Origin of the sequence: Luteolibacter sp. AS25 (assembly GCF_046736275.1) — a bacterium.
In the GTDB taxonomy this organism is placed as follows: Bacteria; Verrucomicrobiota; Verrucomicrobiia; order Verrucomicrobiales; family Akkermansiaceae; genus Luteolibacter.
In genome coordinates, this window is sequence record NZ_CP151837.1 from 2,513,848 (window position 1) to 2,529,077 (window position 15,230).

At 54.0% G+C, this 15,230-nt stretch carries 8 protein-coding genes; 4 read left to right on the plus strand and 4 right to left on the minus strand.

Annotation, left to right across the window (positions count from 1 at the left end; translation table 11 throughout):
* Positions 1-45 precede the first annotated feature (45 nt).
* From AAGA79_RS11680 to hisS, 4 genes are read right to left on the minus strand one after another with little or no spacing between them, the layout of a single operon-like run.
* Entirely contained in the window at positions 46-2,073 is a 2,028-nt protein-coding gene (locus AAGA79_RS11680) for an outer membrane protein assembly factor (RefSeq protein ID WP_411825986.1), read from the minus strand.
* Positions 2,070-5,570 (minus strand): translocation/assembly module TamB domain-containing protein, encoded by a 3,501-nt coding sequence (locus tag AAGA79_RS11685; protein ID WP_411825987.1) that lies wholly within the window; start codon positions 5,568-5,570, stop codon positions 2,070-2,072. Before AAGA79_RS11685 ends, AAGA79_RS11680 begins: the two co-directional genes overlap by 4 nt.
* A gap of 51 nt (positions 5,571-5,621) precedes the next feature.
* Positions 5,622-7,409: an aspartate--tRNA ligase gene (gene aspS / locus AAGA79_RS11690; protein ID WP_411825988.1), complete on the minus strand. Its 1,788-nt coding sequence runs from the start codon at positions 7,407-7,409 to the stop codon at positions 5,622-5,624.
* A 48-nt stretch (positions 7,410-7,457) separates the two neighbouring features.
* Entirely contained in the window at positions 7,458-8,753 is a 1,296-nt protein-coding gene (gene hisS / locus AAGA79_RS11695) for a histidine--tRNA ligase (RefSeq protein WP_411825989.1), read from the minus strand.
* 72 nt (positions 8,754-8,825) lie between these two features.
* Between hisS and AAGA79_RS11700 the strand changes: the two genes are divergently transcribed.
* From AAGA79_RS11700 to AAGA79_RS11715, 4 genes are all read left to right on the plus strand, one after another.
* Positions 8,826-10,373 carry a cryptochrome/photolyase family protein gene (locus tag AAGA79_RS11700; RefSeq protein WP_411825990.1) on the plus strand — a complete coding sequence of 516 codons (1,548 nt, stop codon included), beginning with the start codon at positions 8,826-8,828 and terminating at the stop codon, positions 10,371-10,373.
* 107 nt (positions 10,374-10,480) lie between these two features.
* Positions 10,481-10,984: an RDD family protein gene (locus tag AAGA79_RS11705; protein WP_411825991.1), complete on the plus strand. Its 504-nt coding sequence runs from the start codon at positions 10,481-10,483 to the stop codon at positions 10,982-10,984.
* A 175-nt stretch (positions 10,985-11,159) separates the two neighbouring features.
* Positions 11,160-12,662 carry an MFS transporter gene (locus AAGA79_RS11710; protein ID WP_411825992.1) on the plus strand — a complete coding sequence of 501 codons (1,503 nt, stop codon included), beginning with the start codon at positions 11,160-11,162 and terminating at the stop codon, positions 12,660-12,662.
* A gap of 132 nt (positions 12,663-12,794) precedes the next feature.
* Complete coding sequence (locus AAGA79_RS11715; protein ID WP_411825993.1) at positions 12,795-15,218, plus strand: ligase-associated DNA damage response DEXH box helicase; 2,424 nt, start codon at positions 12,795-12,797, stop codon at positions 15,216-15,218.
* The last annotated feature ends 12 nt before the right edge of the window (positions 15,219-15,230 follow it).

The following is a 15,230-nucleotide window of genomic DNA, read 5'->3' on the forward strand; positions in this document are numbered from 1 at the left end:
GAAACTACCTGGATCTATCCGATATCCGAACTTTTGGCCTCCAACCTAAAAAGTAGTACCGATAGCAAAATGCCACGTTCCGCTCGGCTCCGCATCATCCTGCGTTAGGTTGTGGCCGTATTCCAAACGCACCGGTCCGATAGGCAGGTCAATGTGAACACCAAGACCTGCGGCGATCTCAAGGCCACCTTGTCGCGGCCCGGTATAGTCGCCGGTTACTGCTCCCGCATCCACGAATGCTACCGCCCTTAGAGGGCCTTTGAGCGATTTACTGACCTCAGTGTTCACAGCCCAGCTAAAGTCACCGCCATATGGATCTCCGGCAAAGCTCGGTCCCAGTTCACGCTCGGGAAAACTCCTCACAGATCTGGCTCCTCCATTGAACACGCGAAGATCGACCGGAAGCTGTGCAATTCCTCCCGAAGTTGTCACAAGTTCGGCAAAGCCACCGATTCCAAGCTGCCAGGTGTCACTGATAGGAAGGTAAATACCCCCATCAACCCCCGCCTTCAAATAGGTGTTCGTATCATCTCCGATTGCTGCGCCAATCTGAAGCGGTAGGTCGACATGCCATCCGGATTTCGGCAGAATCTTACTATCTCTATAGTCCAGCGACTGGGTAAATTTCACCCAGGTGTGGAAATACTGTGTATCCCCCAGCAAACTAATAGGCAGCTCTTCCTCCGCTACAGTCACAAACGACAACCCGCCGAGCAGTTTCATCGAGTAGTGCTCGGTGACATCGTATTCCCAGCTCGATTCATATCCGGTCTCATACGTTGTGTAGCCGTCGTAAGCCTTGATCAGTGAATATAGCCGGTGCCCCCTCTGGACATCAGTTCCCCGCCACCACGGATCCGTAAGCCTCACTTCACCCAAGATACCCCTACCGCTCAGCTCCATTCCTGCGGAAAATCCCCTGAGTGCACCCCGGAAATTGCGATCCGTGAATCCCGCTCGGAACAGCGGACCATTGAAGCTATCCGCTCCTGCAGAGAAGGTGACCTCCTTTGCCTTTGCCTCCTCGAAATGGAGAGTCGCATTGATTCTCTTCGGCGCTACCTCGGTCTTTTCGATCCGTACAGAGCGGAAGGCACCTGTCGCCAGCAATTCTTTTACCTTCGAGTTCATGGCGGCCTCGTCATACCAGCCCTCCTTGAGTGGCTCCATGATCTGCTTCACCCGCTTCGGACGTGTTCGGGAAAGGCCATCGACCTTGATATCAACCAACTTCACACGCACACCCAGCATGATAGTGAAATCCGGAAAGTATGAGTCATAACCAAGCCGGTTGTTCATCAATACAGTCACATCGGGGTAACCACGACTGGTGAAGGCTTCCAACATCTCAGCACGGAGCTTATTGACGTTTTCCGTCGTAGCCCATTCTTCCAGAAACGGCTGCCAAGTCGTGGCCGCACGTTTCACACCACGTCCGTCCGGGCTATCAACCGTCGGACGTCTGATTTTGAATCTAGGTCCCTGTTTAACAGAAACAGACATATCCACCTCTCCGGTTTCCGGATCGATGTTCTTCTTTTTCAAGGTAGCCTCGGCGCTCCAATAGCCTTCTGCCATTAGCTGGCGCGTCACAAACTCCAAACCCTTGGGAACGTCCTCCTCCCGGAAAGGAGCCGATCCGGCACCGAACGGAGTTGTTGAGCCAAACGGAGTCACGAACGTTTTATGGAGACTTTCCACATCGCCATCACCGTCAGTCTCGATAAGGACTTCTCCCAATGACAGGCGAGGCCCCTCGCTCACGATCAAGGCAATCATATTCGATCCCTCGACCTTGGCTGTCACTTCAGCACTGTGATATCCGTCGTTTTGAAGGATTTCGCGCACCATAAAAGCCGCATCATTTGCACGCCATGAGTTTGCCTCCTTCTCACGTATATAGACCAGCCGTCCACCAATGAGCTGTAGGACATCGCTTTCGCTTTTACTTTTCATCCCCCGGATATCCACGGTCGTCTCGGCAAAAGCCTGCGATAATGGCACCACACCAAACAAAACGGCCATTCCGGCAGAGCGGACGACTGAAACTCTATCTTTCAGAAAAGTGATCATCTAAATCTCAACCTCCATATTCCAAGAACTCTCTGTTCACCTTCTTCACCCAATCCTGCCGAAATATACCATTTATCACTCAACTTGAGTGTTGCCGAGTTATAGGAATCGGAATCGTAGGGATCGGTTTCGGACAAGCTGAAGTCAACATTGTCGAGCAATCCCAGCAACGGCCTCAGTTGTTTGCCAAAAAGAAAACGCCCGCGTCTCAGTTCCTCGATCAATAGCTGCATCGCTCTGGAAGAGGCAGCCTGTGAATCTTCCAAACCGGAAGTTGTGGTTCCGGTTGCGATCAAGGTCATAATTTCATTTTCCGGCAAAGGAGGCTCGGATGTCAGCACCAATTGTGGATCTGATGCACGCCCATACACATAAACCTGCACTCGATAAGGTCGCGGCTCGGATGTTCCCCGGATTTCGAGGATCGGGTCAAATCCGGTAGCCGGAGTGAACGTAACAAAGCCCTCGTCAATACGCAGCGTGCTAAAAGGAAGACGCGCCTCTACTTGGGAAAGCCTCACCTTGCCATTGGGTTTCGGATCCCCAAGTTTACCCTCAACCCGCAGTGCAACATCTACTTGACCCGTTCCCAGGTTCCCTCTGACCAGGATAGGATCGATCGTTTTGATCACTACATCCGCCGTCCACTGATCAAAAGGAGCAGGAACAGCTGACCCAGGGTTTTTCGGAGTATCAACCGAAGGCAATGCCGCAGCCGAAGGCTCAAGGAAAGGTTTCCCGATCGGGATCAGTTCCATGTCCTTATAAAAAACACTGTCCAGAATACCTACCTCGCCACTGATCCGCGCAGCGGTAATTGGGCCCTTCAGGCTCAGGTCTATGTTCGCACGGGTAATCAAGAACTCATTTCGCACCAAGGGCAAACCGCGTGCACGCACACTGAAGTCCAGTTCTCCCAACCCCTCACCGCCCTCGTTTTTCAGGCCTACTTCCCCACCTAGAGTCAGGTTCCCTCCCGCTACATTGTCGACACCGCCCTTGAGCGTTACCTTGTTTAGATCCGTATCCACCTGCAGATTAATGCCCTCCAGAGGCGGGACCGTATTTCCTTCCATACTGAATCTGCCACCGGTCAATTTCACCTCACCATTCACCTTGGGCGCCCCTACAGTGCCGGTCACAGTCATGCCGCCGGTCAAGATACCCGCCAGTTGCTTCGAGTTTGGAACGAGCGCCTGAAAGCGGGAAATATCGATCCTGGGTAGGCTGAGGTTCGCCTGAATTTTCTCGGATTTGAGCAGTTCAGGATCGTCCGCCCATTTCTTTGGAAAAAATGCCATCTCCGCATCAAGCGTAGCGGGAGCGTAGTCGGGAGCCACTGCCTCAGCTGAAATCTTGGCTAATCCATCACGACCTTCCACTTTCAAAGTTAAATCAGTCTTTGGCACCTTGGGCTGCGCAGGCACACTCACATCACGCAGCTGCAGATTCAGATCCACTTCCGGGGCAGCAAGACTCCCGCCCAACTTTAGATCCACCTTCCCTGTCGCACTCTGATCGAGCTGCCCCACCTGACCTACCCAAGGCTCCAGTTTAGAAAGCGGCAGGGTTTCTGTTACGATCTGGAAATCAAGGGGTCGCGAATCATTGGCGATGAATTCCTTGAACTTCGCGAAATCCTCCGGCACAGGGATAGTTCCAGAGCCCTCCGCCAATTTTGTATCTCCATCCGTCCAGGACAGCTTATCAAGCTCCAGCTGGTCATTCGCAAGCCGGGCATCCATTTCCATTATCTGTCCCTGGGTGGAAACTTTTAGCCCACTGACCTCTGCGCTCTCAGGCCAATCATACTCGATTGATCCGCCCGCTGTAATCGATGGCTTTTGCGGCTCACCCTCCACAGGGTTCCACTCCCATACACCACCCAAATCCTTGAGGGAGCCGTTGTGCGTTTTCTCTCCGAGATCACCCCCACCTTCCCACGCCATATCAAAAATTCCGTAACCCGGAAGCTCCACACCGAAACCACGCTCCCAGACTCCCATCACCCGGGTATCGAAATTTTCCATCGAAAACGAACCTTCATAGGTTTTCGGCTCCACATGATACTTCGCGGACATCTGCAAGCCCTCCGATTCCAGAGTCGATACTGTCACCAATCCTGGCTCATATCTGGCTGCAAGATGTAGTTTGGCCGCTTCTACCTCGGTAGCCTCCATGACCACATCCAGCCCCACCCCGCTGAATCCCTCGTCACCTAGCGCCAGGTCCCATGTCCCACCGATCACACTTTTCGGGAAATTAGAGAGATCTATCCCCCATTCCATTTTTGTATTCAGACCACCCAGAACCTCGTCCAGATTCTCGATCCGCAGATTTCCGTCAAATCCATCCAGAACAAATCCCTCCTCCAGAATCTTCGCCCGCTCGAACTCTCCGCTCCCGTCGATTGAAAACGCGGAATCATAAGCTTTCCCATCCACCGCTGCGGAAACTTTGCCGTCATCCAGGACCAGCCCAAGCGATAGTTCCGGCACCTGCCAGTCATCGTAGGCAAATCCATCGATGACTATATCCGCAGTGCCCACAGCCGTCTGCCAATCCGGGTAAACCTGCCTCATCTCCACGGAAAGTGATTTCAAAACACCTTCAATTGGGAGACCAAGTCCGAACCCGCCAAGTAGATTTCCGAAATTCAATTCACCTTCCACCAGCTCCAAGCTGACGTCCTCCACCGATTCACTCACATTGAGCCGCATCACCGCATCCGATAGCCTGATATCACCTTCTAACGCGATTTTCCCGTCTTCCGGAAGACTTACCTTAACGTCCCTCAATCCTAGAATCGGCAAGAGATCCAGTCGATTGATCGTCAGCTTACCCGGGTCCCAGATCACCTCTGCATTCTGGCGGGGCAGAGTCTGACCCCGACCATCGGTGACCAACCCCAGATTCAATTTCACGAGGTCCTCACCCCGTTTGTGAGCTAGAGCACTCTCATCCAGTGAGAAAAACAATTCATCATCTTTCTCCACCGCCACGCTCACATCCTTCAGGTCCAACTCTACAGCCACCACCTTCTCACGCATGCTGTTCAGCGTCTTTCCGAGCGCCTCGAAGTCCATTGGAGGCTTCTCTTCCTCTTCCTCCTTACGGATCAGCCTGAAATCCAGATGAACCCCCTCGCCGGATATACCGCGCACCTGCCCCTTGATGAGCTCACGGAAGCGGTAATCGGTTTTCAACCGGTCCACCACCAGATGCTTGATCTGGCCACCCGTCTGGAAATCCAGATCGTAGACATTGATACCACCGAGCAGTGTCCCGCCCAGCCGCATATCAATCGTAATACCGTCCTTTTCCAGAAATTGCTTCGCCAGACCTGGAACAAGCCAGCGCATTCCGGGCCCGTTAAACCAGACCAGAAGACCGATTAGCAATAAGACCAAGACTAGCGAAATACGGAGAAACCACCCAAGGCAGCCCCGTTTACGCTTCTTTACTTCTCCTGGTTGTTCCGGTTTTTCGTCAGCCACTTTCGGAATCGTAATTCAGCTTCCGAAAAACGCGAAAATTATTTCGCAGTTCTATGCCTGTTCAGGTGGCTTCTTTTTATACGTGCTCTGCACATACACCTCACGCAGCTCTTTCGGGCCGATCTCGCAGGGACTCTGAGCCATCAGATCCGCGCCTTTGTTGTTCTTCGGGAAAGCAATCACCTCGCGGATACTGTCCTCACCGGATACCAACATCGCAATGCGGTCCAGACCAAGGGCAAGACCACCGTGTGGCGGCGCGCCGAAACGGAACGCATCAAGCAAGTGGGAAAACTTCAGCTCCTGCTCTTCCTCGGAAACTCCGAGCGCCTTGAACATCTTCGTCTGAAGGTCTCTTTCGTGGATCCGGATGGATCCACCACCAAGCTCGTAGCCATTCAGAACCACATCGTAGGCGACTGCTCTCACGTTCTCGAAATCTCCTTTTTCAAGAAGCTCCAGATCTTCCGGATGAGGACGTGTGAACGGATGGTGAACCGCTACCCATTCCTCGGTTTCCTCGTCTTGCATCAGCAGTGGGAAATCTTCCACCCATAGGAAATTGAACTGATCCGGATCGCTCAGCAGATCCATCATCACAGCACACTCGCTGCGCACGCGTCCGAGGATTGTGCTCACACTATCGCGTGAACCAGCGGCGAAGAAAACGATATCGCCTTCTTCAAGATTCATAGTCTCGGTAACAGCCGTCTTCTCCTCATCGCTGAAGACCTTCCAAAGCGGGCTCTTGTATTCGCCGTTCTCGTATTTGATGAACGCCAGATTCTTCACCGGCAGGCCGGCTTGAACAGCGATCTCATTGAGACGATTCATCTGACCGGTAGTGATTGTAGCAAAGCCTTTCGCATTGATCGCCCGCACCACACCGCCGCCATCCAGCGTATTTTTAAAAATCTTGAAACCAGTCCCGGCAAAAACATCCGCCAAATCAGTAATCTTGATGTCAAAACGCGTATCAGGCTTGTCGGAGCCATACACATCCATCGCCTCGCGATAAGTCATGCGTGGGAATTCCTTCGGAATCTCGATTCCGCGCCCTGCCTGAAACATGGATCCCAACAGGCCCTCTACCAAGCCAATGATATCCTCTTTATCCACAAAGCTCGCCTCAAGGTCGATCTGTGTGAACTCCGGCTGACGATCCGCACGCAGATCCTCATCACGGAAACAACGGGCGATCTGGAAATATTTCTCCACACCAGCCACCATCAGCAGCTGCTTGTATTGCTGTGGCGCTTGCGGCAGAGCATAGAATTTTCCGGGATTCAGGCGGGATGGGACAAGGAAATCGCGGGCTCCTTCCGGAGTCGGATTGGAAAGAATAGGAGTCTCGATTTCAAAGAAACCGGCATCGTCGAGATACCTGCGTGCCGCCGAGGTAATCTGGCTGCGCTGCCTGATGTTCTTGCTCATGCGCCCACGACGGAGATCAAGATAACGGTATTTCATCCGCAGATCCTCATTGGAAAGCTCCTTATCCAGCTGGAAGGGGAGAACGTCCGCCTTGTTCACGATCTTCAGATCCTTCGCAACGATCTCGATCGCACCAGTAGCCATACGGCCGTTTTCAGACCCTTCGAGACGCTTGGAAACAACGCCCTCCACAGTCACCACATCCTCATCACGAAGGGTGTGGGAAAGCTTGGCTGCATCAGGATTCTCCTCCGGGCGGAAAACACACTGGGTCATCCCTTCGCGGTCCCGCAAATCGATGAAAATAACACCACCATGATCCCGTGCCGAATTGACCCAACCGGTCAGCTTCACACTTTTTTCAAGATCACTTTCCCTCAACTCACTGCAATGATGACTACGCATAACTTCTTTGAAATTCTTATTCTGAAACTCTAAATCCTAAATCGCTTTTCACGCCAAAAACGGCCCGTCCGCCTCCATCAGCCGGTCCAGCATCCACTCGACCAACTCACTCTCCTCACAGCTCTCCTCTGTCCGGCTTGCCAGAATCTTGATCGTCAACTGGGGAAATTCATCACCCACGATCACCGCAAACCTCGCCCCCGATTTCTCGGCTGCCTGGAACTGCTTGTTCATCTTCATTTTCGAAAGCGGAAGATCCACCGCGATTCCGGCCGAACGCAACTCGGTTACAAGCGCTAGCGTATCACCCCTCTTTTCCTCATCCGGCACGATCATGTATGCCTCGCATCCCGCCGCATTCCGCTGCAGCCATACTTCCATCTGCATCGCAGCGTGCGTCGTCTCCTCAATCAGATTGCGGATCACATAATCGCCCATCGCGAAACCCGTCGCCGGCATATCCACACCACCATCGGAAAGAGTGCTAATCAGAGTATCGTATCTCCCGCCGCCAGCGATCGAGCGCATTGATTTACTCGAGTCAAAAACCTCGAAAACAACACCCGTATAGTAAGCGAGCCCACGCACGATCGAAAGATCCAGCTCCACGTAATCCTCGTATCCACGCGCCGTCAGATCCGCGAGAATCCCCTCGAAAACATCCGATGCATTCGCCGGATTTTTCACGAACTCCCGCACCTCCTCCAGCTTCATCCCGTAAATCGCCAGCTTCTCTTCCAGAACCTCCGGCTTCTCACGCTCAAGCTTGTCCACCAAGCCCAGAAAATCACTCATCTGCTCCTCGTTCACCCCTTTTCCAGAAGCAAAGTCCACCCACGCATTCCTATCGGAAATCCGCACCACGAAATCCCCCTGAACAAACCCGAAGGAAATCATCGTCTCCACCGCCAGCGCGATCAATTCAGCATCCGCACCCGGACCCGCCTCACCGAGAATATCCACATTGAACTGGTGAAATTCACGTCCACGTCCCTTTTGCGGCTTCTCATAGCGGAAGCACTGCCCGATCTCGAACCATTTCAAAGGCTTCGGATACTGCCTCTGCTCCGCCGCCGCCAAACGCGCCAACGATGCCGTAACCTCAGGTCTCAAGGTGACATCACGTCCCCCTTGGTCCTTGAAACGGAACAACTGGGAGGAAAGCTCTCCGCCTGATTTCTTCAGATAGAGATTCGTATCCTCCAGAATCGGCGTTTCGTATTCCACGAATCCACATCTCCGTGCGACCTGGCGCCAATTCTCAAATAAATAATTCCTAACCGCGCATTCACGGGGTGTGAAATCTCGGAAACCAGGGAGTGCTTGAAATGTTGAACCAGCCATTGCGCGGGGCGCGACAATGCACACCACTCATCACATATCAAGCCAAAGTCCAGCCACAGACAGGATTCCCATATGCCAGCCCTATGGCAAACGGGAGAAACAACAACCTCAACAAAAAGATCCAACTTGCCGGGAGCCGCTTCCGGCACACCTTTCACCATGGAGTCCGCCACCCTCATTTTTCCCCATCAGCTATTTGAGAATCATCCCGCCATCAGCAGCGGCCGCCCGATCTATCTGGCAGAAGACCCTCTCATTTTCGGAAACGACAAAATCTACCCCGTCTCATTCCACAAGCAGAAGCTGGTCCTCCACCGCTCCTCCATGCAGGCCTATGCGGATGAACTCCGCGAACTCGGCCACACCATCGAAATCATACCCCACACGGAAACTTTCCAGACATCTCTCCCACCCGATATCACGGATATCTTCCTGGCCGATCCTACCGATTTCATCCTCGGGAAACGCCTACACAGCTACGTGGAAAAAACCGGAACCACCCTCCATATCTTACCTTCCCCGAATTTCCTCTCGCCTTCGGAATTCCTCGACGAACACATCGGCAGAAAAAAGAAACCTTTCATGGCCAGCTTTTATCAGGCCCAGCGGAAACGGATGAACATCCTCATCGAGGAGAATGGAGAACCCACCGGCGGCCAGTGGTCCTTTGATGAGGCTAACCGGAAAAAACTTCCGAAAAATCACATTCCTCCCACCCCACCCTCCACCGCACCGGATAAATACGTCGCCAGCGCAATCTCATGGGTCGAGACACATTTCCCGGACAACCCCGGCACAACATCCTCCTTCCGCTACCCGGTCACCCGCACCAACGCAAAACTCTGGCTGAAAAGCTTCCTCAAAGAGCGCTTTCAGGAATTCGGCCCCTACGAGGACGCCATCTCCACCCGGCACCCCTTCATCAATCATTCCCTCCTCACCCCCATCCTCAATATCGGCCTGCTCACCCCGGAAGAAATCATTCACGCTGCGCTAAACACAAAAGCACAGATCCCCATCAACTCGCTCGAAGGTTTCATCCGTCAAATTATCGGCTGGCGGGAATTCATGCACGGAATCTACCTCCATCGAGGTGTGGAAATACGGACCTCCAATTTCTTCCAGCACACCCGACCCATCCCACAGTCATTCTACGATGCCACCACCGGCATCCCTCCCATCGACCGCATTATCAAGCAACTCCATACGGAAGCCTACGCCCACCATATCGAGCGCCTCATGCTCCTCGGAAACTTCATGCTCCTCTGCCGCTTCGATCCCTCAGCTGTCTACAAATGGTTCATGGAGCTTTTTATCGATAGCTACGATTGGGTCATGGTCCCAAACGTCTACGGCATGTCACAATTCGCCGACGGCGGCACATTCACCACGAAACCCTATATCTCAGGATCCAACTACGTCCGGAAAATGTCCGATGAAAAACCCGGCCCGTGGACAGAGATATGGGACGCGCTCTTCTGGACATTTGTAGCCGATCACCAGGAGCTATTTCTTAAAAATCCCCGCTCTTCCATGATGGCGCGGAATTGGCAGAAATTCTCCACCGAAAAAAAAGCCCGGCTCGAACAATCAGCCGGCAACTTCCTTAAGGACTTATGAAACCAAAGAAACCGACGCCATGATTCATGGAAATTTTCATAAGTGTATTTTGTCACCATAAAGTCACTCGACCGCGCGGCGCAAAATCTGCTATCAAAATCATAATTATGGAAACCGAACAAAACACACCAGTCACCCCTGTTCAGACCGGGACGCCAGTCGCCTCTGAAGTAACAGCTGCACCAGTCACAGGAGCACTCGTAGATGCCACATTGCAAGACCGCGCAATCGCCTACCTCATCGATGTTGCTGTTGTCATCGGTATTTCAATCCTCTCGAGCATTATCTCGGTTATTCTCGGGAATGTTTCCGGAGCCCTCGCCGGCCTCGTATCCCTCATCGGAATGATCGCCATCTTCGCATATATTTTCCTCCGCGACTGCCTCCCTTTCCTCAACGGAGTGAGCATTGGCAAAAAAGTGATGAAAATCCAGGCAGTCACCATGACCGGCGCTTCCCTTTCCGGTGATTTCAAATCCAGCGCCCTTCGCAATCTTCCGCTCCTTGTGGCCATCGTGGAAGTAATCATCCTCATCGTTAAAAAAGACGAAAAACCACTTCAACGTCTTGGCGACCAGCTTGCCAAAACAATCGTCGTGAAAACGGCCTAATAAACGGTAAACCAAAATCTTACCCACAAACGGCCACTTCCTCGAAGTGGCCGTTTTTTCTTGTATTTGAAGAGAAATTCACTCTCGAAAAGAAGTTCAAACAGTAACTCACAAGTTATTCACATTCCATCAATACCCCTCGCCCACATGGCACTCAACATGCACAGAGCGGTAAATGCCATGGTTTACACCCACCGATAACCTCACCGAAGAGGACCTCCAGAAAGGCCTCAAAGTCCTCTTCTGGGAAAGCCTCAGTTCCCACGCCATGGCCCTACTTGTCACCGGCGCTTTTCTCCCCGGTATGGCCCTAGCCCTCGGCGCCGGCAATTTCACCATCGGCCTCCTCGCCAGCTTTGCACCCATCGCCCAGATGGCGCAAATCCCCGCGATTCTCATCGTAGAGAAAGTTGCCCTTCGTAAATTTCTCACCGTCCTTTTCGGTATCGCCGCCCGCCTCTCCCTTGTCGCAGCAGCCCTCATCCCCTTCCTGGCACCGGAGGAGCTGAAAGTCCCCCTTTTCACCATTCTCATGATCCTCTTCTTTCTCGGAGGATCGTTCGCAGCCTGCTCAAGAGCTTCACTTATCAAAGATATCGTCCCGGAAAAATCACGCGGCACCATTCTCGCCGTCCGCCTGGCCGCCGCCACCGCCCTCGGCGCCGTCCTCAGCCTCATTGCTGGCTTCAGCATCGATTGGCTCACACTCGTCACCGGCCAATCGTCCCGCGCCTACGCCATCATTTTCCTCGCCGCCGCAGCCTTCGGAATCTTCGGGTCCATTATCACAGCTAAAATGCCGGAACCACGGATGCATAAGCGGACCGATGGCAAAGGCATCATCAGAAGCCTCGCCGCCCCGCTTCAGGACCTCAACTTCCGCCGCCTCCTTATCTTTTCAGGTGCCTGGTCCTTCACGGTCATCATGTCCGGTGCGTTCTTCACGGTCTACATGCTTCAGCGCATCGGCATCCCCATGTCATGGGTTATACTTCTCGCCGTTCTAAGCCAGGTGACAAATATCTACTTTTTCAAGCTCTGGGGAAAAATTGCCGATCGCTACTCAAATAAAAGCGTCCTCGCCGTCTCCGTCCCAATGTTCATTTCCCTCCTCCTTCTCTATCCCTTCACCACCCTCCCGGAGCGCTACTCCCTCACTATCCCCATCCTCGTGATCATCCACATCATCGGCGGGATTTCCACCGCTGGCTTTAATCTCTGCGCTGCCAATATAGCCATGCGCCTGGCTCCCCACGGCCAAGCTACCGCATACCTCGGCGCAAACGCCTTTTGTTCCGGCCTCGCGGCAGCAATTGCACCGGTCATCGGCGGACTCATCGGCTCATACTTCGCCATCAAGGAAATTTCCATCAACATCTTCTACCGCGCAAACTCCGCCGATGTCGAAAACGCCCTCTCCATCCCCGCCCTCAGCTTCCGCGGAATCGACTTCGTTTTCTTCGCCGCCGCCATCACCGGCTTCTACGCATGGCACCGGCTCTCCCTCATCGACGAGGAAGGCACCGTTTCCGAATCAGAAATCCGGGATCAGGTATTCGCTTCCGTCAAAAACTCCTTCGGCTCCACTTCCGGCCTCTCCATGGGTATGCGCCGCATGACCGCCTTCCCTTACGAAATGCTGAGAAGAAACAAACAGAAACCTTCCGACAAACCCTGATCAAAAAAGCGACCTTCGAAAGTTTATTCCAGCCCGTTACCCCGGCTTTCGACCGATCCGATACCCCACTGGGAACGGGATAACATCACCTCATTATTTGAAATCTGCCATTTCCTTCCTAAACTTAAGGAAATGCCCAGCCCCGCCGCCTTCCTAACCTCTCGGGGACAGAAACCCTTCCCCTTCCAGAAGCAAACCTGGGCCACCTACCGCAAAGGCCATTCCGGACTTCTCCATGCCCCCACCGGCCAGGGAAAAACCATGGCCGTATACCTCGCCCCCCTGGTTTCGTCACTGGACCTGGACTCCTGCGCCATTCTCTGGATCACCCCGCTCCGGGCTCTTGCCGCAGATACCCTCCGCGCCCTCCGCGAACCACAGCAATTCTATAACCCAAAGCTGAAAGCCGAAGCCCGCACCGGCGATACACCTGCCAATATCCGCGCACGTCTCCGGAAAAAACTTCCTCACACCCTTGTAACCACCCCGGAGTCACTATCCCTCATGCTCACCCACAGCGACATGCGGGAAAAATTGGCCAACCTCCAATGCGTCATTATCGATGAGTGGCACGAACTCCTCGGCTCCAAGCGCGGCATCCAGACCGAGCTCTGCCTGGCCCGCCTCCGCACCTGGCTCCCCACCCTGAGAACCTGGGCCCTCTCCGCCACCCTTGGAAATCTGCAGGAAGCAGCCGCCACCATCGCACCAGCACACGGCACTCCACCGACCATAGTTTCAGCTAAGCTGAAGAAGAAAATCATCATCGAAACCATCATCCCGAAGGAAATCGATAACTTTCCATGGTCGGGCCACATCGGCACATCGCTCGCTCCCCAGGTAATTCGCCACCTGGAAGCAGCCCACACCACTCTCCTTTTCACCAACACACGCTCGCAGACAGAAATCTGGTTTCAGGAAATCCTATCCCTCCGCCCGGATTGGTCGGAAAAAATCGCCATGCACCACGGCTCCCTGGACCGTGCCGAACGAGACATCGCTGAGAACGGCCTCCGCGATGGCTCACTGAAATGTGTCGTCGCCACCTCCTCGCTCGATCTCGGAGTCGATTTCTCCCCGGTCGATCAGGTCATCCAGGTCGGTTCCCCGAAAGGCATCGCCCGCCTGCTCCAGCGCGCCGGCCGCTCCGGCCACCAACCAGGCGCCGACTCGAGAATCCTTGGTGTTCCCACCAATGCCCTTGAACTCATCGAATTCGCCGCCGCCCGCCAAGCTGCGAAAAGTAAACAAATAGAATCCCGGCCGCCTCTATCAAAACCACTCGACGTCCTCGTCCAGCACCTCGTCACCTGCGCCATAGGAGAGCCATTCCTCGCCCCGGAGATGCTCGCGGAAATCAAATCCAGCCACGCCTATAAAGACCTCACCGAAACGGAATGGGAGTGGGCTCTCACCTTCATCACCATCGGCGGCAAAGCCCTCGCAGCCTACCCCCGCTATAAAAAGGTCCTTATAAACCCGGATGGCCGCTACTCCGTTACCGATAGACGGCTCATCACCCAGCACCGCCTATCCATCGGCACCATCACCTCGGATTCCCACATCTCCCTAAAATTCGCCAACGGCCAGACCCTCGGAAGCGTGGAGGAAAATTTCATCTCAAAACTCAAGCCGAACACCACCTTCATCTTCTCAGGCCGCCACCTCACCTTCGTCCGCCTCCGCCACAAAACCGCCACGGTCAAACCCTCCGCCAAAAGCAACAAAGGCCGCATCGCCATCTGGGGCGGCGCAAAAATGTCCCTCTCCACCGAGCTTACACACGCCTTCTCCGACCTCATCAACCCGGGCACCACCGAATCCCGAACCACCCCCACCCCTGAGCTCAAAGCTCTCACACCACTCCTTACCCTACAGAAAACCCGTTCCCACCTACCCAACGACCACACCCTACTAGTTGAGCACACCCGCTCCCGCGAGGGAGAACACCTCTTTTTCTACCCATTCGGAGGACGCCTCGTTCACGAAGGCCTCGCCGCACTCCTCGCCTTCCGCATCTCACGCGAAACCTCGGAAACCATCACCACCACACAAAACGATTACGGCTTCTCCCTTAACGCCAAGCGGAAACTTCCTTTTTCGGAAATCACCTTCCGCAAGCTTCTCACCACCGATCATCTACTGGATGACCTGCTCGAGTGCATGAACACCGCAGAACTGGCACGCCGCCAGTTCCGTGAAATCGCCCGCGTTTCCGGCCTCATTCTCCAGCCCATGCCCGGCCGGCAGACAGCCTCCCAGCGGGAGCTCCAATCCTCCGCCACCCTCCTCTACGAAGTCCTCCAGCGTTACGATCCGGAAAATCTTCTCCTCGCCCAGGCGGAACGGGAAATTCTCGAAAAACAACTCGAACTCACCCGCCTCACCTCCTCTTTGAAGGCAATCGCCACCCGCCCCATTTTATTGAAGGAAACAAAAAAGCTAACCCCCTTCGCATTCCCCCTTTGGGCGGACCGACTCCAATCCATGCACATCGGCCCCGAAGCCACCACCCGCCTTGAGGCAATCCTCCAAGAACTGAACCAGGCCACCTAGCGGGCCCCGGAC

Bases quoted from the DNA above. Each gene is read 5' to 3' on its own strand.
- AAGA79_RS11715 (WP_411825993.1), top strand. From the start codon at position 12,795: ATGCCCAGCCCCGCCGCCTTCCTAACCTCTCGGGGACAGAAACCCTTC.
- hisS (WP_411825989.1), bottom strand. From the start codon at position 8,753: ATGGCTGGTTCAACATTTCAAGCACTCCCTGGTTTCCGAGATTTCACA.
- AAGA79_RS11710 (WP_411825992.1), top strand. From the start codon at position 11,160: ATGCCATGGTTTACACCCACCGATAACCTCACCGAAGAGGACCTCCAG.
- aspS (WP_411825988.1), bottom strand. From the start codon at position 7,409: ATGCGTAGTCATCATTGCAGTGAGTTGAGGGAAAGTGATCTTGAAAAA.
- AAGA79_RS11680 (WP_411825986.1), bottom strand. From the start codon at position 2,073: ATGATCACTTTTCTGAAAGATAGAGTTTCAGTCGTCCGCTCTGCCGGA.
- AAGA79_RS11705 (WP_411825991.1), top strand. From the start codon at position 10,481: ATGGAAACCGAACAAAACACACCAGTCACCCCTGTTCAGACCGGGACG.
- AAGA79_RS11700 (WP_411825990.1), top strand. From the start codon at position 8,826: ATGCCAGCCCTATGGCAAACGGGAGAAACAACAACCTCAACAAAAAGA.